The organism is Paenibacillus mesophilus (assembly GCF_005938385.1).
In the GTDB taxonomy this organism is placed as follows: domain Bacteria; phylum Bacillota; class Bacilli; order Paenibacillales; family NBRC-103111; genus Paenibacillus_AB; species Paenibacillus_AB mesophilus.
Genome location: NZ_VCRA01000023.1, coordinates 1 through 25,966, shown reverse-complemented (window position 1 = coordinate 25,966; position 25,966 = coordinate 1). Strand labels below are relative to the sequence as shown.

Below are 25,966 nucleotides of genomic sequence, written 5' to 3'. Positions count from 1 at the left end.
AAGCTGAGCCGGAACGGCTCAATAGCCAAGCACGGTCAAATAAAAGCCGGAGTCGACCGGAGCAAGGGCATGATCCGCCACGTGAACTTTAAATCCAGTTGCAGTAACCGCCGAAACGGTGACGATACCGGCCGCCCCGTTTTTGAGCGTAACGTGCGGGATAACCGACTGGCTTCCGCTCAGCGCTTCCTTCAATACGATCTGCACTTCGCCGACAGCGGCGCGCGTAGCCGATACGACGCCCTTGCCCGCAACGAGCGACGCGCCCGCTGCCGTCAAATCTACGTTCGCGTAAGCCGATGGGGTCAGGAAGTACGATCCTCCCGCTTCATTTGCAACCGTATTCACTTTCGCATTCATAGCGCCGTAAAACAGATTGTCTTTCCCCACCTTCACGCCATAGCCCGGCTCGGGAGTCTGCAGCGATATCGCGGCGCTCATATGCGGCTGATTCCGGTTGCGGAACGTATTGCCGTCGATAATGCCGCTCGCGAGCTTCGTCTGCACGAGCGCCCCGTAAGCGACCTGGAAGCTGGTAAGTTCGACGTTGTCTACGACATTGCCGGTAAACGTGAAATCGATAACCGTATTGAACAGTGTAAGCGCCGCGCGAAACGTATTCGCGAACACGTTGCCGGTAACCGATACGGCGGCGAAATTCGATATGCTGACGGCTCCATCGGTCGAATTGCCCCCATAGCCGGTCATGTAGTTGCCGGTTACGGTCAAATTGCGTCCGATCAAAGCATCGGACGTGTCGTGGCCATAGGCGGTAACGCCCGCCCGGCGATACGGGGCGCTGCCGTCCCAGACGAGCGTGTTGCCCGTGACCGCGATGTCGCGACCGGGAGCTTTGCCGTTCGTGTCGTTGATGCCCCCTTTGTCGATGCCGATGGCGATATACGCGTTGCGCACCGTATTGCCCGCGAATCGGATGTTGACTCCGCCGTGCGTATCGAGTCCTTTCCACGTATACGCATTCTCGATATGGTTCAAACAAATGTCCACGTTCCGGGACGGGCGTCCGATCGTAAGCTGCGGGTCGGGAACGGCCGAGCTGCCGTACAGCCTTGTTGCGGTTATGCCATATACGTTGTAATTCGGCTTGGCCCCGTCATAGCCGGGCGACAGCGTACTTACATGGTTCGATATGCATTGTCCGTCTACGACTCCGTACATACGTATGCCGTCCCGCCCGCACCGCCGGATCGTATTATGCGTTGCGTTAAAGCGATCGACATTGTCTACGATCATACCGGATTGGCCGAACCCTTCGATGGTACAGCCGCGGATCGTTATATTCCGGCTTACATCGGTCAATGCTTGCATCTGTGCGGCATTATAGCCGAGAATTTGCCGCTGATACCAGCGCCCGCGAATATCGATTCCGATGTTCTCCGCGTAGGACGCGTTCCAGATCGCCGTGTCCATATCTCCGTTGATCCAATCCGGTACGCCGGTTGCATACCACGGCCCGCGAATATCGAAGCCTTCTATCGAAATGTCCGCGCTTCCCGGCTCGACAGCGAAGCCGGCAAACTTCCCCGCGTTCGGCTGCAGAATCACGACTTCTCCGCACGCCCTGACGGTCGTATTAGAGTGGATCACCGGAGTGCCGCCGGCAAACGTATAGACGCCGGGCTGAAACAGTACCGTCTTTCCTTCCGCCTCGTCGAGAACGGCCTGTACCGCTTCGTAAGTGAAACCATCCGTAACGACCAAGCAATCCGCACAGCAGTTGCCCTTACCGGCCCCCCCTCCCCCGTACACCGCTTTCGTCACGGAAGCCGCGCTTCCGGCTGCGGCCGTTCCCAAACCGAGCGACAGTCCGACCATTCCGAGTCCGGCGAGCATCGCTCTCCGGCTTATTGCTTGCTGCTCCGGCATCATACGATACACCTCTATTTCACGATTTTGTTTTTCTCGTCGATTTTTTTGATAGCCGCTTCCTCTGCCTGGCGCAGACCGGTATTCAAATCCGTTTCGCCCTTCTGCATCATAATGCCGTAATTGCTGTATACCGTCGCCACGTCGGCGTCGTATATCGTTTTCGGCGGAATAGGAGCCAGCTTCTTGGCAAATATCGCTTGCAAATGCTTATCCTTGAACGGAGAATCCGCTCCAAGCTGCGCTTGCACGCTCTTATTGTGCAGTGCCGGCATAATCGCTTTCTTGGCGAGAATCGTCTGGAATTCGTCCGACATGATGTACTTGATCACTTCCATCGCCGCTTCTTTATTTTTCGACGGCTTGACAACTCCGAAGTAAGTCGGATAGGAGACGGAGCCGACTCCCGGACTGTCCTTGAACGAAGGCATCGCCGCAATGTCCCAATCCATCGCCTTCAACTGGTCGATCCACGTGTAGATCAGGCTGGACAAGTACGGAAACATCGCCGTGTTTTTCTCTTGCACGAAGCTGTTCAGATCGGGCGTCTTCTTCGTCTTGGCGATATACGTCTGGTAGACCGGGTCCTGCGCGAACGGAAGGAAGAACGTCTGGTAAAACGTTTTCCAGCGCGGGTCCGTATTGACGGTCGGCTTGTTCGTCTGCGGATCGACGTTCGGAATCGACAGCGGATTCAGCCGGACCGTATGCGCCTGGCTTTGTCCGAACCCTAGATAAGAAGTATCGCTATCGACCCGGGTCAGCTTCTTAGAAACTTGAATAACTTCATCCCAGCTCATATTGTCGGTCGGATAAGGAACTCCAAATTTGTCGAAAATCGTTTTGTTGTAATACAGCACGAAATTGTTGTTCTGAACCGGGATGCCGAAGAGCTTGCCGCCGGACGCCTGTTTAACCGCTTCCAAAATGGTCGGCTCGATCCGGGTCAAATCGACATTATGCTTCTTGACGAGCTCGCTCATATCGTAGGCCAAATCATAAGGAAGCACGTCATTCTCGAAGTTTCCGATCGAGCTGTACAGCACATCGAAGCTTTGCCCCGCCGCGAGCGTCTCCGCCACTCCTTTCTTGGCCGGCTTCTCGACGAACGTAATTTTGTAATCGGGAAATTTTTTGCGCAGATCGTTGCCGTATTTGTAATCGAAATCGGCCGTCAAATCGCCCAAGGCGGTAAAGAAGGCAACCTCCTTCGTCGTTTGGATCGGCTGCGCCGTTTTGCCAGCCGCCTCGTCCCCAGTGCCGTTTTGTTTGTCTGCGGCCGCTCCGCCCCCGCCGCCGCATCCTGCCGCGAGCGATGCGACAAGCAATGCCGGGCCGACCGATTTGATTGTCTTAAGCATGTAAGTTCCCCCTTGCACCGGTCCGTTAACCATCGCGATTGATTAATAGCCGATGCGGTTTTATAATTACTTGCAAGATAATCGTATCCTACTTATTCGGCCGTTCGATAGAACAGCTTTTGTTCACTTTTTATCCAAATTTGTTGCCGGGGGAGCGTGAGTATTTCGATGAATCTGGACGCATTCGACGAGCGGATCAAGTATATGAGCAACCTGCTGTGCATTCATATATATCAATTAGTCAAAACGTATACCCGTCTCGGCTGGAATCCGCGATGGCACTACCACAAGGAGCTGGAATTTCTGTACATGGAGGAAGGCCGGATGGAAATTCGCGTCCAGGACGACTCGTACTTGCTCGAGCCCGGGGATGTGCTCGTCATCGGCTCGATGCAGCCGCATATTACGCGCAAAGTAGACGAACACCGGCTCGTCTATTTGGTGCTGCATTTCGATTTGCAGCCTTACTTCGACCCGGCTCTACTGCTGCATTTCCGCTTCTTCTCGGAAATCGACCGGCCGCTTAGCGCCTTAAATGAGCAAATACGGCAAAAAGCGGAGATGAAATCCGAGCTTGCCCGGACCATACTCCGCATTAGGGATGAAATGGAACAAAAGACGAAAGGCTACGAAATCGCCGCCAGTCTTCAGGTGAAGCATCTGCTGCTGACGCTGCTGCGCTACGACGACAAAGAGCCGGCCATGCCGTTCGAGCAGGCGAACGCCCCTTCCTTGCGCCCTGTCCTCGATTACGTGGAGAAGCATTTGTCAGAGAAAATCCAGATGGCGGACATTAGCGGCATGATGAATATGAGCTACCACTATTTCTCCAAATATTTCAAAAAAGTGATGGGCTTGTCGTTCGTCGAATATATAAACGTCCAACGGATCAAGAAGGCCGAACGGCTTCTGCTGACGGAGGAAACCGGCATTACGGAAATATCCGGCCAAGTCGGAATCGCCAATACGGCCCATTTCTACGAGCTGTTCAAACGATACAACAACTGCACGCCGCGCGAATATATACGCAGACTGGCGCCTATGCATACACTCGACGATTAAACGAGATGGAAATCGGCATACATAGCGGCAAATGAAATGTAACCGTTTACCGGTGCACGAGGATCGGCTCCACCCGGTTCCCGAGGCGCGAACGCTCGGCCGCGAAGCCGATCCGGTGCCCGAATACGGACGTGTCTAGCGAGGTGAACGACAACGACGGCGTTTCACCCTTCAACACTTTGACGAAATCGTTCACGAGCAGCATATCCCCTCCTCCGTGGCTGTCGCCGGTAACATTGACCTCTACTTTCTTTTCCGAATACTCGTGCCCTTTGCGGGCATCCGGAGTACGGATCGTGAAGAAGCCGTCCTCCAATACGCCGCTGATCTCTCCTTTCGTACCGACGATATGAATCGTCCTGGAAGGCTTGGCCGTAGCGCCGATCATATTGTGGGAAGCCGTACCTCCCTTCCCGAATTCGACGATGACCGATTGATGATCGACTACGTCGTTGTCGCAATGCCAGACGCATCGGCCATAAGGATTGTCGGTCGCAAGCGACCGGACTTTGGACGCTTCGTCCGGCTCGACGCCGAGATGGGCGTTCTCCCATACGTAGAAGCCCCATCGTCCTTGGTCCAAGTAATGCTTCTTGGCCGAATATTGGCAGCTTTCCTCGATCCGACAATCTTGCAAGCATCGCGTTCCCGCACCGGCCGGGGCATTCTCCGGCTTAAACTGCATAAGGCTGCCGAAGCTGCTTACGCGAACCGGTACGTCGCCGGCAAGCCAGGCGATAATATCGAGGTCGTGACAGCATTTCGCCATCAGCATGGACGAATCGCAGCTCGCGACCGAATTCCATTTGCCGCGAATATACGCGACAGCCATATGATGGTAGCTTACATGCTCGCTCGTCTGGATATGGACGATGTCTCCGATCGTCCCGGACGCGAGCTGCTCCTTGATTTTCCGATAAAACGGCGCATATCTCAACACGTGGCACACCATAACGAGCCGGCCGGACTTGTCCGCCGCAGCCGCAAGCTTGGACAAGTCCTCATCGGAAGTCGAGATCGGCTTCTCCAGCAAAATGTCGTACCCCGCCTCCAGCAGCGGTATAGCCGTCTCCACATGCAACCGGTCCATCGTTCCGTTTATAGCGGCCTGCGCGATTTGAGGCCCGGACACAAGCTGCTCCAGCGACTCATAGCACCGGCCGTCCGCCAGCCCGAACTGACTTGCCAGCAGCTGTCTGCGCACAGGATCGGGCTCGACCACCCCGACGATCGCCAATTTGTCCGGATGCTTCTTCGCATACCCCGCATAGCGCATACTGCGGTGCCCGGCACCTACGACGATCGCCGTCACCGGTCCGCCCTCCGCAGCCGTTCGATTCGTTTCTAGTTCTCCATCCATCTTCCGGTTCGTCAATAGCTCCACTCCTCCGCTTCGGATACAGAGCTATCGTATACGGTTTGGGCGGCACGGCGAAACACCGCGATTTGTCCAGTTTATCCCGGAATTTGTTCAGTTTGACGTACTGGCACCGGCTACGACTGAGCGGCTTTCAGTTCGCGAACCTGCTGCGCCAATTGCTGAACAGCGAGCGTCAAGTGAGCGATTAATTGCTCATAACGAAGTCCGCTGCGGATGGATCCGGCAGCGCGTCCCGCCTCATCCGTGAGTACCTCCTCCACGTAGGCGGCATGCTCCACTCCGATTTCGTCCAGAATCGCCTTGAATTCTTGGGCGATAAAACCGTGATGAGGAAGCTGCGCGTCTCCGTTATCGCTTCGATTGTATACGCGAGGCCTCCACTTGTTGACAAAGTCGAGTCCGAGCGTTTCGTCGGCAATGTTCGTTTTCAGCTTGCCGTCCGAAGTCGTAATGACCCCGGTCGATGAATAGACGGCGGCCCACCTGTTCGTGCTGCTGCCCAAATTCCGAACGTTGTCATCTGACGGACGCAAATGACCTTCAATTACGACTTCCGCTGCCGCCAGCTTGCGGCCGTCAAAAAACAAGCTTTGCTTGTTCGCCGACAAATCGGCGTATACGACTCCCCTTGGCACGACGCCATCCATATAGCGCACATCGGATGTAAAAGTCACCGCCTTGGTCCCGGTAACCTGAACGATCGCGCCGGTAAGGTTGGAAGAAACGACGTTTTCGATGATCGTTCCAGCTCCCGCATTGCGTACAACGATCGCACCGCCGCCAAGATGGTTGACGTTCCGGACGGACACCGCGCTTGCCGTATCCCGCACGTTGACGACACACGGAGAACCTTTTTTGTTATTGGCTTCCGAATATATCCCCTGCAGCAGAACGTTTTCCGCTTGGCGAATATCGATTACTCCGACCGGCCCTCCCGATTGCTGGACGACAATGCTTGTAAATGAATTGCCGCGAGTAATCCCTTCGCCGCCGACGATGATCGACTCCTGCGCACAACCTGTAATGTAGAGGTGCGACCAGTTATTGGCGTTGCTCTCCCACATCGTGGCGATGCCTACTTTATTTCCGGTGTACAAGGTCAGTCCGGTTATCGTATTGGACCATGTAAATACTTCCAGCGCCGTTCCCGCCCCGACATCGTTGATAACCAAGTTCGACAGGGAGACGTTTTTGGAAGCGTCCTTCCACGTAGCGTTCGCCGACTGTTTCCCGAACAACGTTATTCCGGCGACGGTAGAAGCGTTTCCTGCGAAACCCAGATCTCTGATGCCGGAATAGGGCGCCATGCCGTTCTGGTTCAAGGCCGGATCTCCCACCGAGAGCAGTCTGGCGTCAGTAGTATCGTTGAAGATCGTTGCGCCTTGCTTGGACGCTCCGCGCAGCTGTTGTCCCGGAGTCCGCATAATCAGCGTAGAGCTGATCCGGTATCGGCCCTCGGGAACATATACGCCGAGCCCGGTATCAAGGGCAGCCTGGATCGAGACCGTATCGTCCGTTTGTCCGTTTCCCTTTGCTCCGAACCAGCGGACGTTCACCTCGCCCTGCACGACCCGCCTGAAGCGCGCTCCCATGGCACCGACCAGCACGGTTCCCGCATTGTTGTCCGACGAGATCAGGTCGGCTGCATCGTAATAAAAGTGTCCCTCCTGTCCCGGATCCGTTACGAAATAAATCCACGACGGATCGGGGTCGGCCATAGCTCGCAGCCCGGCGATGCTCACTGCCGTGCAGTAATCGAGAGCCATCAGCTCTTTCGGCTTCGTCTTGTCCCCTTTGTCGCCGTTGCCGCTGCCGTACACGCTCAACTGCGCCGAGGCGATACCCGCTCCCCCGAACTGGTTCAGCCCGCCCGCTGCCAGGACAGCGCCTGTTATGCCGAGAGAAGCGAGCATCGTTCGCCGAGTGATCCGCTTGTGCTGCGTCGCCGCCTCCTCGTCGCGAATTGTCATGTCATTGTCGTGCCGTATTTCGGACTCGGGCCGATTTTCTCGGATATCATGATCGTTTCCCATTTGTGATCCTCCACTCGACGGCAAATGCCGTTATTGTTTTGCTGCAGGGGACTACCGTCCGTTCCTTGAAGCTTCGTTTTACTTCGCTGCTTTCATTTCTCCGACTTTTTTGTTCACTTGCTCCTCTGCCTGTTGGAGTAATGTGTTGACATCGCTTTTGCCGTTCACGTAATCGAGCAGACGGCCGTTCACAATCGTTCGTGCAGCCGCATGATACGACGAAGTCGCATAAGGCTCCGGATACTTTTGGCTGACGACGCTTTTCACGTTTTTCCCCTTCGCCGCCGGATTGTTGGCAAATGCCTGCTCCAGCAGCTTCTTGTCGTTCGTGGCCGTTAGGCGGCCATTTTTGCTGGCCTCCAGCTGAACTTCCGGATCTGTGCTTAAGTAAGCGGCGATTTGGAAAGCGATATCCTGATTTTTGCTTCCGTTCGGGATGACGAACCCGTCGGAGAATACGCCCGGACCGATACCCGGTTTATCTTCGAAGGACGGATATGTAACGAAATCCCATTTGAACCCTTCATTCTCCAGCTTCTGCATCTCGGAGTTTTGCAGCAGCAAAATATCCGGCAGCATCGCTACGGTCCGTTTGTTCAAAAACTCGTCACGCGCTTCGAAGAAAGATTTGACAACCGGCTGCCCCGGCGTGCCGTATGTGGACTTGAACGTTTCGAACAGCTTTTTCCACTTATCCGTGTGCACAACCGCCTTCTCGGTTGCCGGATCCACATAGGCGAGCGACAGCTGGCTCTGCATCCGGTTAATATCGAGCGGAGGACGAAGCCCGACATAAGTTTGTCCGTTATCGCTGCGGTTCAGCTTCTTGCCGACCTCTACCGCTTCGCTCCACGTCATTTGATCCTTCGGGTAAGGAATGCCGAACTTATCGAAAATATCTTTGTTGTAATGCAGGGCGAACGCCAGAACGTTGTACGGAAGGTAGTAGATTTCGCCCTTAGGCGCATACGACTTGATCGTATCGACCATTTTCGGATCGTACTTATCGAACTTGAAGCCGTTCTTTTGCGCGAGCGGCGTCAAGTCGACCGGCACCTTAAGATCAACCAATGTTCCGATGTTCGTCAATCCTTCCCAGATGATATCGGGAATCTCGCCTGCCGCCACCAGCTCCTCGATCCGCGTTCCCTGCTTGTTTTCGATCACTTTCAACGTCACGTGCGGGAACTTCTTTTTTACGAACCGGTTCACATACTGATCGAAATCGTCCAGCACGGTACGGGTGTAAAAGGTCAGCGTTACCGGCTGCTGCTCGGCGGATTTGACGCCGGAATCGGCGGCTTTCGAATTAGGCTCCTTGCCGCTCGAGCAAGAGGCGCTAAGTAAAGCGCATACAATTGTCATAGCCAAAACAGAGAACTTGTTCCTTTTCATTACTGTTCCCCCAATTACTTCATTTGCTTTTCTTTCATCATTTGATCGATTTGCTCCGCGGCTGCTCTTAACGCCGTGTTCAAGTCCGCCGCGCCTTTGGAATAGTCCGCGAACGCCTTGTCCGTCGCCGCCTGAATTTTCGCATCCTCGTAGACGCGCCTAGGCGGCAAACCGAACTTGCCTTGGAAAACGCCCTTCCAGTTTTTATCTTTCAAATAAGCGAGGTCGGCTCCGTACTGATTGATGATCGCCTTGTTGTTCAAAGCAGGCATCTTTCCGTTGCGGGACATTGCGGTTTGTACTTCGTCCGAGGTAAGCAGCTTGATGACGTTCAGCGCATCTTCCTTATGCTTCGACGTCGGGCTTATATAGACGACATGAACATCGATTTGGCTGCTTATACCCGGTTTATCTGCAAAGCTTGGAAATTGCGCCACATCCCAGTTCAAACCTTGCTCCGACGGCTGTTTAAACTGACTGTTGCGGTTTTTGTGCGCCCATATGGCAACGTTTCGCTTCGTCAAGAAATTAGCGCTTTCATCCGGTTCCGTCGACGATTTCAAAGCACGATTCGCCGTATCCAGCACTTTTTTCCACTCATCGCTCGTTACAGCCGCTTTTTTGGTCGCCGCATCGATAAATGGCAAGGAAAGCTGGAAAGCCATATCCCGGTAGTTAATATCCAGTCCTTTATAGGGCGAGCCGAGCTTCCCGCTTACTTGCCTGCTTAGCTCAATAACTTGATCCCACAGCATGCCGTCCGTCGGATACCGCACTCCCGCACGATCCATCAGGTCTTTGTTGTAGTACATCAATTGGAAATTCATCGCATAAGGTATCGCATATAAATGGCCGTTAGAGGCTTCGTTCCGCATACCCTCGATCGCCGAGGAATCGAGCCTGGACAGGTCGAATCTCCCGCTCTTGATCAGCGGATCGAGATCCTCCGCGATGCCGATGTCTTGCAAGTAGCTCAAGTCTCCGTTCCAGCCTATATGCAGATCAGGCACACTGTTTGTCGAAATAAGCGTTTCAAGCGTAATTTCCTTGGATGGCCTCAAAATCTCCAATGTAACATGAGGGTATTTGGCTTTAATCGGGTCAATCAAAAACATCTTCACTTCATCGTTGTTCAAATACGCAGCATTGATGAAAAATTTCAAAGTGACCGGATCTTTCGGAGACTCCTTCAAATTGGCGGTGGCGGAGCTTTCGTTCGTATCCGCGCCGGAGCTGCAAGCCGCGGCAAGGAGAGACAGAAGACCGAGTGTTATGAACGGACGTGAAATATTCCATTTATTCATCGAAATAACCACCTTACATTCCGAAAAATCATGAATTTCTGTTACAGGGACTGAAGAAGCTGATCGTAATCCGCTTCCGATAAACTGAACAGCTCCGTGCTCTTCCTGCGAGCATCCGGATGCAGCTCCCGCGAATCTTTGAACCGTATTACACGATCTACCGCAATCCGAACTTCGTCGCCCCGCCCGCTTGCTTTCATCAACTGCATCAACTCGTAGTCCCGTATTCCTCGCTGCAGCCACTTGTACCGAAGCGACAATTGCGGCTTTCCCGCAGCGCCCGGGTATACAAAGTTGGCATCTCCCGCTTTCCAGACCGGAGCCCGGTAAGACGGCCGCTTCAGCGGTTCATCAACCCAGGCGGTATAGCTCCAGCGCAAAAATCCGTCCAGTCCGAACTTCTCCGACAACCAAGGCATCAGCCTCGACTCCAGCGGAGGCGAGCGAAGAAATGTGTTCGGGTTATCGACGTTGCAGGCTACATAATACAACGTTCGACCTTCCCGTTTGCGCAAGTGCTCGGACAGCTTCTCGTATTCGGCTCCAACGCATGTCAATAGCGGCGCGTAATCGGCAATGCCTTCGATTTCCTGCCGGATGAAATCGGCATGATGGATCGCCACTTTGAATTGAAATGACGGGGCCGCCTTGCGCAAGCATTCCATTCTTTCTTTAAACAGAGCTGCATCCCCCGGCTCGTCGGCCACTACCCTTACCCGGTCGATCCAGCCTCGTCGGATCAGATGAGCTTCCAATGCCCGGATATACGATTCAAGATGCTCCTTCTCTGTAATGAAACGGTAAGTTCCAGAAGCTTCATCCAGATACCGCACCCGTATGCCGTCGGGATATCCTTCTATGATTGCGCCGTAGCCTGCGTCGCGATCCTGCCAAATGTTGAGCAGACCGAACAGCCCGATTTCAGCGCAAATGCCGTGCTTTTCACCCAGCCGAACGTAACGGTCGAATGCCGAGAAATCGCAATGGAACTGTCCGTCCCGGCCACGGACCACTTTAACAATGCTGTATTCGAATAAATTGGAAGGATTATAGTCACGGTGCGAAAATTGGCCGGACCAAGGAATTTCCGATACGATCAGCGACAACGTTTTTTGACCCAATTGCCCCATGCTTTCCAAATATCGGTCCAAAATATGGTAGTGCTCTTCCGACCAGAGCGGCACTTGATACTTTCTCGCAATATTCGAATTGTGCTGCCATAAATCGAGATAAAAGACGTAGTCTTTGGGCTCCGGAAGCATGTCCGGCTTTACCGTAACCGTGAACGTGCACTCGCCTTCCAGACGCTCATCCTCGAACATCGTATGCGTGTACAGTTTGATCGTTCCGTTGTAGACACCGGAGGCCGTATGCTCGCTCGCCGCGCATTCGATCCATATCGGCTGCAGCGCCCGCTTCTCGACAAAGATTTCACGCTCGTCCATCAGCAAATCCGCCTTCAAGGAGCGGTCGTCGTCTTCGATAAGCCCGATCAGCTTCACGTCCGCTGATAAGCCGCCATCGACTATAAGCTCAAATCGCACTATTCGCAGCGGCCCTCCCTTCCAAAATATAGGGTCCGTGCCGATCGTCAGTAGGAAATCGTTATCGTCGGAGACAACAAGCTGAAGCGCCGCACTGTCCCTGCGACAGCATACAAGCTCCATATGCTTGTTCTGCGTTTCTTTAAGCGGCTGTGCCCACGAATTGTGCCCCCGTACTGCCTTGTAAAACATCGATTGTAAACCAAACCTCATGCTTTCAGCGCTCCTACAAATTTTTCTGGCTGCTTCCGGATATACAGCCGAACCGGCCGGATGTATACTAAATTTATCATCAAACCGATAAAGAAGGAATGACTGCCTTGACCGATTACATAGACTATAAGATCAGTTCGAAGCCGTTCCGGATCATTGATCTGAAGGTGGACAAGCGCAAATTGAAGCATCAGTCGTTAATTATTCTCGATGTCGGGCATTTGCCGGAGAGAACGTTTTACAGACGGAATGCCCGGTACGTAGACAAGTGGGCGATCATTTATATTGCCGGGGGTTCGGGAACTTACCAGGTAAACGGCGAGGAGAAGCAGCGGGTTAAAAAAAATAGCTTGTTTTTGTTTTATCCGGGTGTTTCCTTTAACTTCGGTCCCGAGCCGGGCGGCAACTGGGACGAGTATTACTTCACGATCGAGGGGCCGCGGATTCAGGACTGGCTCGCCACTTGGCTTACCGAACCGGATAAGGTGAAATCGGTGGAGGCCGACGACGCTCACCGAAGCAAAATAGCGCGTATTTTTATGCTGATGGACAGCGGCGTGTCGCTCAACGCGGATCGTGCGGCGCTGCTGCTGGAATCGCTGCTGTTCGAATTGTTGGAAAGCGGTTCGGATTCGTCCAATAACGCTAAAAATGAAGCGAGCATTCGGCTGCTGTACGATATTTCCGAATCGCTGTATTCCCCGTTTGACGCTAATAAGCTGTGCGAGAAGCACCATATTTCGTTCTCAACGTTGAAACGGGTCGTAAGCAAACATACGGGCTACTCCTTGAACGAATACGTACACCGGCTCAAAGTGGCCGAGGCGAAAAACAAAATGCTAAATACCGACAAAACATTGAAAGAAATCGCCGCATCGCTAGGCTACAAAGACGTCTTCTATTTCTCGCGGCTATTCAAGAAATTCGTAGGCATCGCGCCGAATATATTCCGAAATATGAAGTAGCCGGAATGCATTCATCGGATACTGAAGTGGGCCGGAGTGGACCATTATGCACCCGGATCGAACCTGCAGAACCCGGCCCCCTCCAACCCCACGATCCGTTGCCAAACCGCCTCCGGCCCGAACTAACCTTCACCTTTGTTTGGCGACGCCCACACCAAATGAACGGTATTAAGCATGTAGCGTTCCATATGATGGATATGAATCGGGGACCGCTGAAAAATATCGATCATATTACGATCCAAATGGCAGCCTACAATGCGCAGGAATACCGGCTTTATAATCTTTTGTGCGCTGCCGATCAATCGGTTCGAACTGAGGCCATGCTCCATTAACAAAATTTGACCGCCCTGCTTGCACCACCTGCTAAACGATTCCAACACTTTAACAGGATATTCGTAACCGCAAAAGGATAATGTCGAGACGATGGTATCAAATGAGTTTTCAAGAAACGAAATCGATTCAATATCGGATTGAATGAATCTGGCCCGAACATTGCTGACCATGGCGGACTCTTTTGCCTTGGATAACATGGCACCGCTGAAATCGACAGCAGTCACATCCACATCTTTGGGGTAAAAGTAAAAATTCGCTCCGGCACCGACAGCTACCTCAAGAACCTTCCCCTTTGCACTCCCGATCAATTTTTCCCGCCATTTCCGTTCCGACTGCTTCTTCCTTCTCACTTCGTAAATTTTGGATTGATTGTCGAATTTACGGATAAGTTTCTCTTTGTCCATAGTACCCTCCTCGAAAAAGACGATAACTCTCAGAAGATTATAGAAGACTTCATTCGCAGATGGATTCGTTGCGGACCGATCACCCCCGCAACAGTAAAGGCTTTCTCCACAATTCGGTTTTGACAAGAATATATTAGGATAGAACAAAAAAGCCGCGATCTACACGGCATTTTATAGGACGATATTCTTGTCACCCGACATCCTTCTTCTTTGTCTTGTCGGATGACAAGAACTTGGTCCCTCCATCCTGTCTCTCCTTACCGAGCACGCTGCTTCAAATAGCCGCAAACAGGTTATTCCGCTGCCAGCATAAGCTTCTCCAGCTCAAGCGGTTCAATGTACACGCCACCCTTGTAGGCTCTCATGTTTCCGCCGGAAATTTCATCGATTAGAATAACTTGCCCGTCCTTCTTCGAACGGCCAAACTCCAGCTTGATGTCATACAGCTCGATGCCCATCTTGCCAAGCTCGTCCTTCACGAGTTGGCTGATTTGCTTCGTCAGTTTTTCCAGCGCTGTATACTCTCCCGCGGATAAAACACCTAACATTTCAAGCGCAGACTGGCTGATCGGCGGATCTTGACGCGCATCATCCTTTATTGTCACTTCCACAAATGCATCCAACGCTCGCCCTTCCTGCGCATACAGGCCATACCGGCGAAGAAAGCTTCCAACCGCGCGATATCGGCAGATGACTTCAAGCCCTTTGCCGAATACGGTGGCAGGTGCTACGGTCATCGTAGCATTTTCGATGTCGGCGTCGATGTAATGCGTCGGAATGTTCGCAGCTTTGCATTTCTCAAAAAAGAATGTCGTTAAGCGGAGTCCTGCCCGCCCGGCACCCTCCATCACTAGACCGACTGTATTGGCGCCTGGATCAAACACACCGTTTTCGCCAGTCACATCATCCTTAAACTTCAGCATGTAATTGCCGTTTTCCAGCTCATATACATCTTTCGTCTTCCCCGTATACAAATGTTTCACGATACAAAGCCCCTTTTGCAGCAGTTGGTTGGATTTAACAAATATTTTATAGTATAGCATAACATTCGGCAACACGCCGATAGCGGTTAACGGCTTATCCGCGCCCACTTGTAATGTAATAATTACGTTACGCCTCGTACTTCCGCAGCACGATGACCGCATTGTGACCGCCGAAGCCGAACGAGTTGGACAAGCCTATCCGCACATCCGCCTTCCGCGCCCGATTCGGCACGTAATCGAGATCGCATTCCGGGTCGGGATGCTCCAGATTGATCGTCGGCGGAATAACGCATTCCTGGATCGTCTTGATCAGCGCCACGGCCTCGATGCCCCCTGCCGCGCCCAAGGTGTGGCCGGTCATCGATTTGTTCGCCGTGACGGGGATGCCGTACGCTTTGCTTCCGAAAAGCCGCTTGATCGCTTTCGTCTCGGAGACGTCTCCAAGCTCCGTACCGGTAGCGTGCGCGTTGATCGTATCGATCTCGTCCGGCGCAAGCCCCGCATCCGCGATCGCTTCCTTCATCGCCCGGTAAGCGCCGTCCCCTTCGGGATCGGTCGCGACCATATGATACGCGTCCGCGCTGGCGCCGTATCCGACGATCTCCGCATGAATGCGCGCTCCGCGCCGCACTGCGTGCTCGAGCGATTCGAGCACGACGATGCCGGCTCCCTCGGATGCGACGAAGCCGTCGCGCTCCGCGTCGAACGGACGGCTCGCCCGCTCCGGCTCGTTGTTACGGGTAGACATCGCTCCAGCGCTGTTGAAGCCGGCCAGCGACAAGTCCGTTATCGTCGCCTCGGAGCCTCCCGCGACTACCGCGTCCGCGCCGCCCCGCTGAATGAGCTTGAACGCTTCGCCGATCGCATTGTTGCCCGTCGCGCAGGCGGTTACGGGGGCGAGCACCGGCCCTTTCAGTCCGTAAAGGATGCTCACTTGAGCGGCCGCCATATTGGCGATCATCATCGGCACTAACGTCGGACTGACCCGTCCGGGCCCCCGAGTAAGCATTGTGCGGTAATTGTCCAGCATCGTCTGAATGCCTCCGACGCCCGAGCCGATGTAGACGCCGATCCGGTTCGTATCCGCCTGCTCCAAATCGAGAGCCGCGTCCTCGAGCGCCTGCTTCGCCGCCGCGACGGCAAACTGGCAGTAACGGTCCATCCGCCGCGCTTCCTTTCGTCCGATCACGACTTCCGGGTCGAAATTCCGCACAAGCCCCCCGATTTTCGTTTTGTACGAGCTCACATCAAACGTATCTATCGCGGAAATTCCCGATTTGCCTGCGGTCAATGCAGCCCAAAATGACCCGACATCGTGTCCGACTGGCGTAATGACTCCCATTCCGGTAATGACTACCCGTTTCATGCGCTATCATCCCTTCCGTCCTTCTTACCGCTAGCATGCCATATGATTTATCCTATTACAAGTTATAGTTTATCCTGGTATAATCGGTTATAGGAACGAAAGGAGCGGGACTGAAGATGAACAACGATCAACGATTGTTGGCACTATCGGAATTTTTGACCGCGCATCGCGCCAGACTGCAGCCCCAATCGGTCGGTTTGCCAGCGGGAGGACGCCGGAGAACGCCCGGACTGCGCCGGGAAGAAGTCGCGCAAGTCGCGGGAGTCAGCACGACCTGGTACACTTGGCTCGAGCAGGGCCGCGACATCCGCATGTCGGCGCAGGTGCTGGACCGGATCGCCTACGCGCTGCAGTTAAATGAGGAGGAGCGGAAACATTTGTTTACGCTCGCGTTCGAACAGCCGGCTCCGGCTCCTGCCGAGGAGCGCCCGACGGAGCTGTCGCCCGCCCTGAATAGGATCTTGGGCGAGCTTCGCTACTGCCCGACGATTATTTCGGACCGCAAATGCGGGATCGTCGGCTGGAACAAGGCGGCGGCGGCCGTGTTTATGGATTTCGCGCTGGTTCCGCCGGAGGAGCGGAATTTGATATGGCTGCTGTTCACGAGAAAGGAGCTGCGAGCGCTAGCGGTCAACTGGGAAGATTTCGTACGCGGCTTTTTGGCGATATTCCGCTATTACTACGGGAAATATGTCGGAGACGCGTGGTACGGAGAGTTCACCGAGCGGCTGAGCCAGCTTAACGGGGAATTCCGCAAGCTGTGGGACATTAACGACGTCAGCTCCGCTCCGGAGGTGTTCATCGAATTCCGCCACGCGAAGGCGGGCAAAATGCTGTTCGACCTCACTTCGTTGCAGGTGCAAGAACGGGCCGATTTGCGCTGCAGCGTCTACACGCCTTCGGCCGGCTCAGATACGGAGGCGAAGATGAAGCGCTTGATAAGCCGGTTGGAAGATGGTTGAGCAATCAGCGGAAAAATCGGGAATTTCGGCAAAATAGAAGATGTTTGCGACTCTTATTCCCAGCGATTGACCGGCCCTCGCTGAAAAGCTCAACATAACAGTCGCAAACATCTCTTATGCGGCGCATCTGTCTCAAAACGCAAAAATAACAGTCGCAAAAGACTGTTATTTTTCGACGAAAGCTGGAAAGGCAGCGCCAAACGCCGCCGCCCTCCCCGTCCCCTTGCTCACGAGCGCAGCAGCTGATCCCGCTTGCGCACATATTTGCACACCGTCTCCACATAGGTCGCGTGCGACCAGGTGAGCGGCGCGACCGACAGCGGCGTGCCGTCCTCCGGATGAAGCTGCTCCGGCAAATTGCCTCCCGCAAGCGTCCACCCGGCTACTTTTTCCAGAGCGGCGCGCGGCTCGTCCAAATCATGGAGCGTCAGAGCCGTCTCGATCTGAAAGCCTGCCACCCACAGCGTGCAGATGATCCAAGGGTTACCGGGAATGCGTCCGATGTCGCCGCTCTGCTGGAAATAATAATCGTTCGTATAGCGGGCGATGCCGCCGACTTCCGTCCGAACGGCCAAATCCCGGGCGATCGCATTCATCGTGCGGATTACCCGGTCATCGCTCGCCGGCAGCACGCCGAACTCGAACAGACCGAACAGGCTGCTCTCCAGCGTCATGTCCTTCTCCCAGCCGTACTCCCGCTGAACGAGCCCGCGGGCGAACCGCCCCGATTCCTCGTCCCATAGATGGGCGAGCAGCCCGCGCTTGATCCACTCCGCCACTCCCCGGTACTTATCGCTTCGCTCATAATCCCCGAACAAGTCGGCGAAATAAGAAGCCGCCATCAGTCCGCCGTAAACGCTGGATACCGTGTACGTCCATATACCGTACCGTTCTTCCCACAGATCATAGCTCGGCAGCGGCAGCGAAAGCGTCGGCTCCACATAATCGCACAGGAACGAAGCCGCCTTGCGCACGAGAGTGGGGTACAATGCCTGCGGCAGCTCGATTTCCCCGTGCCGCTCGTAGTCTTTCCACAAGGCGAACAAAACGAGCGCCGTCTCGTCCTCCTGAATCGGTAGGCGCGGAATTCCGTCGACGATATACGGATGCCAGCTGGACCCGACCGTCCCGTCGGGATTGTATTTGTGGTACAAGTACCCTTCGGGCGACAGCACTCGGTTGCAGAAATGGAAAAACGGGGCAACCGTCCCGTGGTACCCGGCCATCGACATCGCCACCGCGATAAGCGCCCCGTCGCGGGGCCACATATAGCTGTAATGGTCGCGGTTGTACTGCAAAATATCAGTATCGTTCGCGGCGAGAATCGCCCCGTGCTCGTCAATCTGGGTGCGGACGATCAGCAGGCTGTGCTTGAACAGCCGTACGATGCTCCCCGGCAAATCACCGTGTTCATCCCCGACACGCGACAGCCAATGGTTCCAGTAAATGACGATCCGGCTGAGCAGCTTCTCGGGCTGGCTTTCCTGCACGTATTGGTCGAGACGCTTCGCCTCTTCCAGATTCGGACCGACCGCCATCCAGTAATAGACCGTGCCTTCGCCTCTCGGCGGCAGCACCGCGCGGAGGCTGATCGTGCTGTCTACCGAGCCTTGCGCGATCGCATTGCCCATCAGCTCGCCGTCCTCCGCGTCCCGCCAAGTCCCTTCCGCAGAATGGAACCGTTTGATGCCTGTCGAGTATTGATGGATACCGCCGAGCTTCGTGCTTCCGTTGAACATGAAATAATACTTTTTCTTGTAATGGAACACGGTCCGGTTGTCCGGATAATAGGCGGCGGTGTCGCCGACCTCGTTGCCGTCGATCATCAGATCCTGATGAAAAAACAGCTTCACTTCTTTCGGCTCCCCGGTCAAATTGCGGATAAACACCCGTTTGATGTAGATGCACTCGCGCTGGTGCACGCCGTCGTTCATATGCAGCTCGAGTCCGAGACCTTCATTTCTGGCGATTATGTTCGTCACAAGCGAATTATCGATATAGCCGAGCTCGATATGCCACTCCGGATCGTCCAGCCAGGCGAACGCACCGTTGCTCCATACACCGAAACGGCACGCTTGTCCCCCGGTGTGGTTTACTTGCCCCACGTAGGGGTAGTAAATATCCCGGATGAAGCACCTGTTGTCCAGATTGATCAAAAATTTACCGTTTCCGATAACCAAATGCCGGGCCATAGTATAGTCCCTTCCGCTGAAATTTACCCGATCAAAAGCTCCCGATAAAGCTGCTGATACTGCTTGGAGGAACCGTCCCACCCGCAGTCTTTCTTCGCCCCGTTCATCACGATCCGCTTCCACGTATCCGCGTCCTCATAGAACGACAGCGCGCGTCTGACCGTGTACAGCAAATCGTGCGCGGAGGCGGGGCCGAAGCTGAAGCCGTCTCCTTCGCCCGTAAACTCGTTGTAAGCTTCGACCGTATCGCGCAGTCCGCCGGTTTCCCGGACGATCGGCACGGTGCGGTAACGGAGCGAAATAAGCTGGCTCAGCCCGCAAGGCTCGAAGCGCGACGGCATCAGGAACATATCGGCCGCCGCATAGATGCGCCGCGCAAGCCCCTCGTTGAAGCCGAACCATACCGCGAGCTTGCCCGGATAACGACATACGGCATCGCGAAGCATCGCTTCAAACCCCGGATCGCCCGCTCCGAGAACGACGATCTGAAGCTTCTCCTCCATAAGCCCCGGAAGCGCTTCGCCGATCAGGTCGATCCCTTTCTGTCCGACAAGCCGGGAGACGATCCCGATCAGCGGAACCGATTCGTCGACCGGCAGGCCGAGCTCTTCCTGCAGCGCCGACTTGTTTTGCCGCTTCTTCGAAAGCGAATTGCGGTAAGGCACTTTCAAGTGCGAGTCGTTCATCGGATCGAAAATGTCCGTGTCGATTCCGTTCACGATCCCCTTCAAATCTCCCGCCCGTTGACGCAGCACCCCGTCCAGCCTCTCGCCATACTCTCCCGTCTGAATTTCCAGCGCGTACGTCGGGCTTACCGTCGTCAGCTTGTCCGCATAACGGAGCGCCGCCTTCATACAGCTGCCCGCTCCGTAAAACTCCAAGCCGTCCTCGCCGAACAAATCGTCGCCGGCCGAAAGCAGGTCCTTCAGCAAATCGCGGGAAAAGACGCCCTGGTACATCAGGTTATGAATCGTGAACACGGTCCGGATGTCCCGCAGCGCGGGGTTGTAAGCGTAACGGGTCCGCAGCAGAAACGGAATGAGCCCCGTCTGCCAATCGTGGCAATGTACGATATCCGGAAGCCGCTCCGCACGCCCCAACGCTTCCATGAAAGCGAAGCAGAAGAAAGCGAACCGCTCCGCTTCGTCGCCATAGCCGTACAAGCTTCCCCGATTGAAATAAAACTCGTTGTCGATCAGCAGAAACCGCACGCCGTCGACCGTTATTTCCTGAAGCCCGCAATATTGGCTGCGCCAGCCGAGCGACACGTGAAATGTATCCAAAGTAACCGCGTCTTCGGTAAAGGATGCAGCAATTTCCCCGTATTTCGGCAGCACGACCGTGACGTCGACGCCCCGTTTGAGCAATGATTTCGGCAGCGCTCCGACGACGTCGGCGAGTCCTCCCGTCTTCACAAGCGGCATCGCCTCGGATGCCGCGAACCAGACGTTCATTCATTTCCCTCCCATCGGTGTTCCGCTTAGCGGCGGACTTGTTTCCATGCAAGGCAGGCCGGTTAGACCCGCCCATTCATATGACGTTCCGTTTCAGGGCGACGAACGGCACGTGAATCGAGCCTTTCAATTCCCGCAGCGGCCGGATTTCCACTTCTTTATCCAAAATGCAGTTCTCGAGGAAGCCGCCCTCGCCGACGATGCCGTTCTGCATCACGATGCTGTTGCGGACGTACGCCCCTCTGCGGACCCTCACGCCCCGGAACAGGATGCTGCGCTCCACCGTTCCTTCGATCTCGCAGCCGTTCGCGATGAGCGAATGAACCGCTTGGGCTCCGCTGCGGTACCGGGTCGGCGGCTCGTCTTTCACCTTCGTATAGATCGGGTTCGGCTGGAAAAACAAATCGTTCCACACGTCCGGATCGAGCAAATCCATATTATGGCGGTAATACGCCGGAATTGTGTTGACGACACCTAGCGCCCCGTCATGCAAATAGGCGCTGACGTTCAGCTCGTTCAGCCTGGAGAGGATGGCATGGCGGAAAAAATGGTCGCGCCCCTGCGCCAGCGTCGTCTCTACCAGCTCGATCAGCAGCTCCTTGCGGAGCACATACATTTCCATCGAAACGATGTCGCTTTCGAGCCGGCCGAAATGGTCCTGCATTTCAAGCACGCGTCCGTTCGCGTCCAGCTTCGCTTTGCGGGTGAGACCGGTTTCCGCTCTCGGCCATTTTTTGCAGACGACGGTAATGTCCGCCTGACGATCCCGGTGATACTCCAGCACGCGCGCGAAATCGACGTTGCACACCATATGGCTGCGCGTCACGACGACATATTCCAGGTTGGTTCGTGCGAAATAGTCGCGGTTGCGGTAGAAGTGATGCAGGTCCCCTTTGCCGAAATCGCTCTGGTCCTCCATCGCCGGCGGCAGCACGAACAAGCCGTTCTGCTTGCGGTGCAAATCCCAATTGCTGCCGGAGCCGAGATGATCCATCAGCGAGCGGAACTTCGTATGCGCGAACACCGCCACTTTCGGAATACCGGAATTCACCATCGAAGAGAGCACGAAATCGATCAGACGATATCTTGCGCCGAACGGAACCGCGGCGAGACAGCGGTTCGCCGTCAAAGCTCCCATATCCTCCGTTTCGTGAATCAGGTTGATAACGCCCATCATTGGCAATTTCATACCGATTTCGCCTCCTCGAGTGATTGTTCCGCCGATACGTCTTGACATCTGCCGACTACGGCGATTTCAGCCGAATCATTGCTCCCGATCTGCATGCCGTCCCCTACGACGGCGCCTTCGCCGACGATCGCCCGGACGATTCTCGCTCCTCTGCCGATCACCGCATGCGGCATAATGACGGAATCTTCGATGAAGGCGTCTTTGCCGATCTTCACGCCATGGAACAGTACGGAGCGGTTGACTCTTCCTTCCACAATGCAGCCTTCGTTAATGAGCGAGCTTTGAACGGTCGCTTCCGGCGAAACATAATGCGCGGGCCGATTCGGATTCACCGAGTAGATGCGCCACGAGCGGTCATTCAGGTCCAATGCCGGCTCGTCGTCCAGCAGGTCCATATTCGCCTCCCACAGACTCTCGATCGTGCCAACGTCTTTCCAATAGCCGGAGAACCGGTGCGAGAACAGCCGCGCCCCGTCGCGGAGCAGCGTCGGAATGATGTCCTTGCCGAAATCGTTGGAGGAGCGGCTGTCGGCTTCATCATGGTGCAGCGCCTCCCGGAGAACCGGCCACGAGAACATGTAGACGCCCATCGAAGCGAGATTGCTCGTCGGCTGCTTCGGCTTCTCGGCGAATTCGACGACCCGGCCATCCTCGTCGACGCTCAGAATGCCGAACCGACTGGCGTCGGCCCACGGTACCGTAATGACCGCAATCGTGGCGTCGGCGCGGTTTCTTTTATGCGATTCCAGCAACAGATCGTAGTCCATTTTGTATATATGGTCACCGGAAATAACGAGAACGTACTCCGGATTGTAGCGCTCGATAAACCCGATATTTTGATAAATCGCGTTGGCCGTTCCTTTATACCACACTCCGCCCTTCTGACGGACGTAAGGGGGAAGCACATGCATGCCGCCTTCCCGGCGGTCGAGTCCCCACGGGCTGCCGATCCCGAGATATTGGTTCAGCACGAGCGGCTGGTATTGGGTCAGCACCCCGACGGTATCGATGCCGGAATTGACGCAGTTGCTGAGCGTGAAATCGATAATCCGGTATTTACCTCCGAAATGAACGGCCGGTTTGGCCAGCTCTTTCGTCAACATGCCGAGTCTGCGGCCTTCGCCACCTGCCAGCAGCATAGCGATGCATTCGTTACGCATAATCTATTTCCCCTCTCGGTTGTGTGATCGACTTGGGAATTTTAATGGAATAACGTATCTGCTCTCCGACGACCGGGACTTGCCGTTACACATTGCCCCGGTCGTCAGTCAGGGCGGGAATTCCGTTAAAGTTCCTTACTCGGCATTCGCTGCACGTTTGACGGCGCTTGGCGCCGGTTCGAGCAGGAGAAACGTTAAAGGTGGAACGGGAAGCTCGACGCTGAACGGCTGGCCGTGGAGCTTCAGCCGGTCGGCTTTCGTCCGTCCGGGCATGTATTGACCGGAACCGCCGTACTCGGGGGCATCGCTGTTGAAGATAATGCGGTAGACCGATCCTGACGGCACTCCGAGCCGGAATACGGGATACAAGTTCCGTGAAAAATTGCATATGGCGATCAGGTGGCTTGTGGCCTTCTTTCCCCTTCGAATAAACGTCACGATGCTCTGGGCCGCATTGTCGGCATCGATCCATTGAAACCCTTCCGGGGCGTGATCCCGTTCCCAGAGTGCGGGCTTCTTGGCGTATATCGCGCTCAAATCCTTCATGTAGCGGTGCATCGCCCCGTGCATCGGATAATCGAGCAGCATCCAATCGAGCGCTTCGGCATCCTTCCATTCGTCGAATTGACCGAATTCGCCGCCCATGAACAGCAGCTTCTTGCCGGGAAAAGCGGTCCAATACCCGTAAAACAACCGCAAATTTGCAAATTTTTCTTCGTAACAGCCGGGCATCTTATTGAGCAGAGAACGTTTGCCGTGAACAACTTCGTCATGTGAGAGAGGCAGCATGTAGTTTTCGGAGTAGGCGTACATCATCGAGAAGGTAACGAGCGAATGCCGGGCCGGACGATGAGCGGGGTCGGTCTCCATATAACGGAGCATATCGTTCATCCAGCCCATATTCCATTTGTAGTTGAAGCCGAGGCCTCCCTTATAGGTCGGCGCCGTGACGCCGGGCCAGGCGGACGAATCTTCAGCGATCATCAGGCTGTCGGGGTAGAAGCGAAATACGGTTTCGTTCAGCTTGCGCAAAAACTCGAGCGCCTCGAGGTGCTCGGTGCCGCCATGCCGGTTATATGTGCGCAGCTCCGGCGGCTTGTCGAAATGAAGGTCGATCATGCTCGCTACGGCGTCCACCCGCAAACCGTCGATATGGTAGACGTCCAGCCAAAACATGGCATTCGAGATCAGGAAGCTGTGAATCTCGGGCTTGGCGAAGTCGAAAGCGAGCGTCCCCCACAGCGGCTTCTCCGCTCTTCCGGGGTTCGCATCCTCGTACAACGTAGTTCCGTCGAACAGCCGCAGGCCGTGGTCGTCCTTGCAGAAATGTCCCGGCACCCAATCGAGCACGACGCCTATGCCCCGCCGATGGCAGCTGTCCACGAGCGTCTGCAGCCCTTCGGGCGGACCGTATCGGCTTGTGGCCGCGTAATAGCCGGTCGTCTGATATCCCCACGAAAGATCCAGCGGATGCTCGGTTAACGGCAGCACTTCGATATGGGTGTAGCCTCTCGATTCGACGTAGTCGACCAATTCTTCGGCCAACTGCCGGTAAGTCCGGAACTGTTCGGGACCATCCAGACGCCACGAGCCCAAGTGCACTTCGTAAATGAGCATCGGCCGCTCATACGGAGGATACTTGCGCTTGCGTCTCATCCAGCCCGCGTCGTTCCACCGGAACCCGTCCAGCCGGGTAACGACCGATGCGGTCCCGGGTCTGAGCTCGGCCTGAAAGGCAAACGGATCGGCTTTCAGCCTTTTGCCGCCATGCCTGTCGACAAGCTCGTATTTGTAAATCGTTCCTTCCCGGATGCCGGGCACGAATCCGCTCCATACGCCAGTCGTTCCATTCCGCTGCAGCCGGTGCCCGGCCCCCTCCCATCCGTTGAAATCCCCCACTACGCTTACTTCATTCGCGTTCGGCGCCCATACGGTGAACCGTACGCCTTTGGCGCCGCCGATCCGGCAAAGGTGTGCGCCGAAGGTACGGTAGGCGCGAAACAATTGGCCGTGATTGTACAAGTACAGATCGTCGGAAGTGACGTACGGAGAAACGGTTGCCATGCCTTGGGGCACCTCCTTGGACCGAGGATGATGTACAGCCAATTTACTCAATGTTAAAGTTCTGTAAAGAATCCTAACAAGCAATGCAACTTACATTCCTTATTATAGAGGAAAACAAAACGTATTTCATCCGAGTTTTCTAAAAATTTTATCAATTCGATCATTTTCAACAAAAATAGAAGAAGAATTATATGGATTCGACCTTTTTCCTTGCACAAACTGTCTTCTTGCGACATAATTCCTCACACAAATAAACCCGGAGCTTATTCCAAGAAAACTTCTATCGACGTACTTCGAAGATGCAGCGACCGCCTCTCTCACCCCGATAAGTGACGTAAGCCTTCGAAGTTGCACCATGTACTTTTCGAGGACCCCGAATACCGAAAGTTTTCCTTGGTTTACCACCTTGCACTTCGATTTATCGTCTTAGCGAAGTTAACGAAAAAGCATGTCAGGTGAACAATGAACCAATTTTGCTTATTTGTGAAGCTCATTTCGCTATTTGACTACACTTCTCGGTAATTGGGGGAACAGTGAACTTGGAGTAACTATTACTGAACTTAAGTTCAGTAATAGTGAAATTTCGAGTTACTACTTAGGTTCCATAATCATCCAAAACGAAATTCACCACAAAGAACGGAGGTTAGGGAGGTGAGGACCGGGAGGCCTTGCTTACGGAGGGTAGAGATAAAACTGCGGGCACGAGCAAACTGT

18 protein-coding genes are annotated in these 25,966 nt (G+C 54.7%); 3 read left to right on the top strand and 15 right to left on the bottom strand.

What is annotated here, in order from left to right; genetic code table 11:
• Positions 1 to 18 precede the first annotated feature (18 nt).
• A complete protein-coding gene (locus FE783_RS28440; RefSeq protein WP_138882773.1) occupies positions 19 to 1,890 on the bottom strand; it encodes a right-handed parallel beta-helix repeat-containing protein in 1,872 nt (623 codons plus the stop codon).
• Between the two features lie 11 nt (positions 1,891 to 1,901).
• Entirely contained in the window at positions 1,902 to 3,248 is a 1,347-nt protein-coding gene (locus FE783_RS28435) for an ABC transporter substrate-binding protein (RefSeq protein WP_158302076.1), read from the bottom strand.
• Between the two features lie 168 nt (positions 3,249 to 3,416).
• On the opposite strand from FE783_RS28435, the gene FE783_RS28430 reads away from it, so the two are divergent.
• Entirely contained in the window at positions 3,417 to 4,310 is an 894-nt protein-coding gene (locus FE783_RS28430) for a helix-turn-helix domain-containing protein (RefSeq protein ID WP_138882771.1), read from the top strand.
• Positions 4,311 to 4,356: 46 nt separating this feature from the next.
• Here FE783_RS28430 and FE783_RS28425 read toward each other — a convergent pair whose 3' ends face one another.
• The 5 genes from FE783_RS28425 to FE783_RS28405 all read right to left on the bottom strand — a co-directional run bounded on the left by FE783_RS28425 (position 4,357) and on the right by FE783_RS28405 (position 12,180).
• Positions 4,357 to 5,685: a Gfo/Idh/MocA family protein gene (locus tag FE783_RS28425; RefSeq protein ID WP_238403291.1), complete on the bottom strand. Its 1,329-nt coding sequence runs from the start codon at positions 5,683 to 5,685 to the stop codon at positions 4,357 to 4,359.
• Positions 5,686 to 5,804: 119 nt separating this feature from the next.
• Entirely contained in the window at positions 5,805 to 7,724 is a 1,920-nt protein-coding gene (locus tag FE783_RS28420; protein WP_138882770.1) for a glycosyl hydrolase family 28-related protein, read from the bottom strand.
• Between the two features lie 78 nt (positions 7,725 to 7,802).
• Positions 7,803 to 9,119 (bottom strand): ABC transporter substrate-binding protein, encoded by a 1,317-nt coding sequence (locus FE783_RS28415; protein ID WP_138882769.1) that lies wholly within the window; start codon positions 9,117 to 9,119, stop codon positions 7,803 to 7,805.
• 14 nt (positions 9,120 to 9,133) lie between these two features.
• On the bottom strand, positions 9,134 to 10,423 hold the full coding sequence (locus FE783_RS28410; protein WP_138882768.1) for an ABC transporter substrate-binding protein: 1,290 nt from the start codon (positions 10,421 to 10,423) through the stop codon (positions 9,134 to 9,136).
• A 41-nt stretch (positions 10,424 to 10,464) separates the two neighbouring features.
• On the bottom strand, positions 10,465 to 12,180 hold the full coding sequence (locus FE783_RS28405) for a DUF4091 domain-containing protein (protein WP_138882767.1): 1,716 nt from the start codon (positions 12,178 to 12,180) through the stop codon (positions 10,465 to 10,467).
• A gap of 107 nt (positions 12,181 to 12,287) precedes the next feature.
• Between FE783_RS28405 and FE783_RS28400 the strand changes: the two genes are divergently transcribed.
• A complete protein-coding gene (locus FE783_RS28400) occupies positions 12,288 to 13,145 on the top strand; it encodes an AraC family transcriptional regulator (RefSeq protein ID WP_158302075.1) in 858 nt (285 codons plus the stop codon).
• Positions 13,146 to 13,267: 122 nt separating this feature from the next.
• On the opposite strand, the gene FE783_RS28395 is transcribed toward FE783_RS28400, so the two are convergent.
• From FE783_RS28395 to fabF, 3 genes are all read right to left on the bottom strand, one after another.
• Complete coding sequence (locus FE783_RS28395; RefSeq protein WP_138882765.1) at positions 13,268 to 13,882, bottom strand: class I SAM-dependent methyltransferase; 615 nt, start codon at positions 13,880 to 13,882, stop codon at positions 13,268 to 13,270.
• Positions 13,883 to 14,175: 293 nt separating this feature from the next.
• Positions 14,176 to 14,865: a phosphoribosylaminoimidazolesuccinocarboxamide synthase gene (locus FE783_RS28390; protein WP_138882764.1), complete on the bottom strand. Its 690-nt coding sequence runs from the start codon at positions 14,863 to 14,865 to the stop codon at positions 14,176 to 14,178.
• A gap of 127 nt (positions 14,866 to 14,992) precedes the next feature.
• Positions 14,993 to 16,231, bottom strand: a complete 1,239-nt coding sequence (fabF, locus tag FE783_RS28385) for a beta-ketoacyl-ACP synthase II (RefSeq protein WP_138882763.1) — start codon at positions 16,229 to 16,231, stop codon at positions 14,993 to 14,995.
• Positions 16,232 to 16,347: 116 nt separating this feature from the next.
• Here fabF and FE783_RS28380 point away from each other — a divergent pair, with 116 nt between their 5' ends.
• The gene (locus FE783_RS28380; RefSeq protein WP_138882762.1) at positions 16,348 to 17,193 is read left to right on the top strand and encodes a helix-turn-helix transcriptional regulator; all 846 of its coding nucleotides are present in this window, start codon (positions 16,348 to 16,350) and stop codon (positions 17,191 to 17,193) included.
• A 227-nt stretch (positions 17,194 to 17,420) separates the two neighbouring features.
• On the opposite strand, the gene FE783_RS28375 is transcribed toward FE783_RS28380, so the two are convergent.
• The 5 genes from FE783_RS28375 to glgB form a co-directional block, all read right to left on the bottom strand.
• Complete coding sequence (locus tag FE783_RS28375) at positions 17,421 to 19,385, bottom strand: glycoside hydrolase family 15 protein (protein WP_138882761.1); 1,965 nt, start codon at positions 19,383 to 19,385, stop codon at positions 17,421 to 17,423.
• Positions 19,386 to 19,408: 23 nt separating this feature from the next.
• Positions 19,409 to 20,839 carry a glycogen synthase GlgA gene (glgA, locus tag FE783_RS28370; RefSeq protein ID WP_138882760.1) on the bottom strand — a complete coding sequence of 477 codons (1,431 nt, stop codon included), beginning with the start codon at positions 20,837 to 20,839 and terminating at the stop codon, positions 19,409 to 19,411.
• Positions 20,840 to 20,915: 76 nt separating this feature from the next.
• Positions 20,916 to 22,028, bottom strand: a complete 1,113-nt coding sequence (glgD, locus tag FE783_RS28365; RefSeq protein WP_138882759.1) for a glucose-1-phosphate adenylyltransferase subunit GlgD — start codon at positions 22,026 to 22,028, stop codon at positions 20,916 to 20,918.
• Positions 22,025 to 23,188: a glucose-1-phosphate adenylyltransferase gene (locus FE783_RS28360; protein WP_138882758.1), complete on the bottom strand. Its 1,164-nt coding sequence runs from the start codon at positions 23,186 to 23,188 to the stop codon at positions 22,025 to 22,027. The genes glgD and FE783_RS28360 overlap by 4 nt, the downstream gene beginning before the upstream one ends.
• Before the next feature lie 135 nt (positions 23,189 to 23,323).
• Positions 23,324 to 25,252, bottom strand: coding sequence for a 1,4-alpha-glucan branching protein GlgB (glgB, locus tag FE783_RS28355; protein WP_138882757.1), 1,929 nt, complete (start codon positions 25,250 to 25,252; stop codon positions 23,324 to 23,326).
• Positions 25,253 to 25,966: the final 714 nt, after the last annotated feature.

Excerpts from the sequence above, each read along its gene's own strand:
- FE783_RS28440 (WP_138882773.1), bottom strand. The coding sequence starts at position 1,890 with ATGATGCCGGAGCAGCAAGCAATAAGCCGGAGAGCGATGCTCGCCGGA.
- FE783_RS28435 (WP_158302076.1), bottom strand. The coding sequence starts at position 3,248 with ATGCTTAAGACAATCAAATCGGTCGGCCCGGCATTGCTTGTCGCATCG.
- FE783_RS28430 (WP_138882771.1), top strand. The coding sequence starts at position 3,417 with ATGAATCTGGACGCATTCGACGAGCGGATCAAGTATATGAGCAACCTG.
- FE783_RS28420 (WP_138882770.1), bottom strand. The coding sequence starts at position 7,724 with ATGGGAAACGATCATGATATCCGAGAAAATCGGCCCGAGTCCGAAATA.
- FE783_RS28415 (WP_138882769.1), bottom strand. The coding sequence starts at position 9,119 with ATGAAAAGGAACAAGTTCTCTGTTTTGGCTATGACAATTGTATGCGCT.
- FE783_RS28410 (WP_138882768.1), bottom strand. The coding sequence starts at position 10,423 with ATGAATAAATGGAATATTTCACGTCCGTTCATAACACTCGGTCTTCTG.
- FE783_RS28405 (WP_138882767.1), bottom strand. The coding sequence starts at position 12,180 with ATGAGGTTTGGTTTACAATCGATGTTTTACAAGGCAGTACGGGGGCAC.
- FE783_RS28395 (WP_138882765.1), bottom strand. The coding sequence starts at position 13,882 with ATGGACAAAGAGAAACTTATCCGTAAATTCGACAATCAATCCAAAATT.
- fabF (WP_138882763.1), bottom strand. The coding sequence starts at position 16,231 with ATGAAACGGGTAGTCATTACCGGAATGGGAGTCATTACGCCAGTCGGA.
- FE783_RS28380 (WP_138882762.1), top strand. The coding sequence starts at position 16,348 with ATGAACAACGATCAACGATTGTTGGCACTATCGGAATTTTTGACCGCG.
- FE783_RS28375 (WP_138882761.1), bottom strand. The coding sequence starts at position 19,385 with ATGGCCCGGCATTTGGTTATCGGAAACGGTAAATTTTTGATCAATCTG.
- glgA (WP_138882760.1), bottom strand. The coding sequence starts at position 20,839 with ATGAACGTCTGGTTCGCGGCATCCGAGGCGATGCCGCTTGTGAAGACG.
- glgD (WP_138882759.1), bottom strand. The coding sequence starts at position 22,028 with ATGAAATTGCCAATGATGGGCGTTATCAACCTGATTCACGAAACGGAG.
- FE783_RS28360 (WP_138882758.1), bottom strand. The coding sequence starts at position 23,188 with ATGCGTAACGAATGCATCGCTATGCTGCTGGCAGGTGGCGAAGGCCGC.
- glgB (WP_138882757.1), bottom strand. The coding sequence starts at position 25,252 with ATGGCAACCGTTTCTCCGTACGTCACTTCCGACGATCTGTACTTGTAC.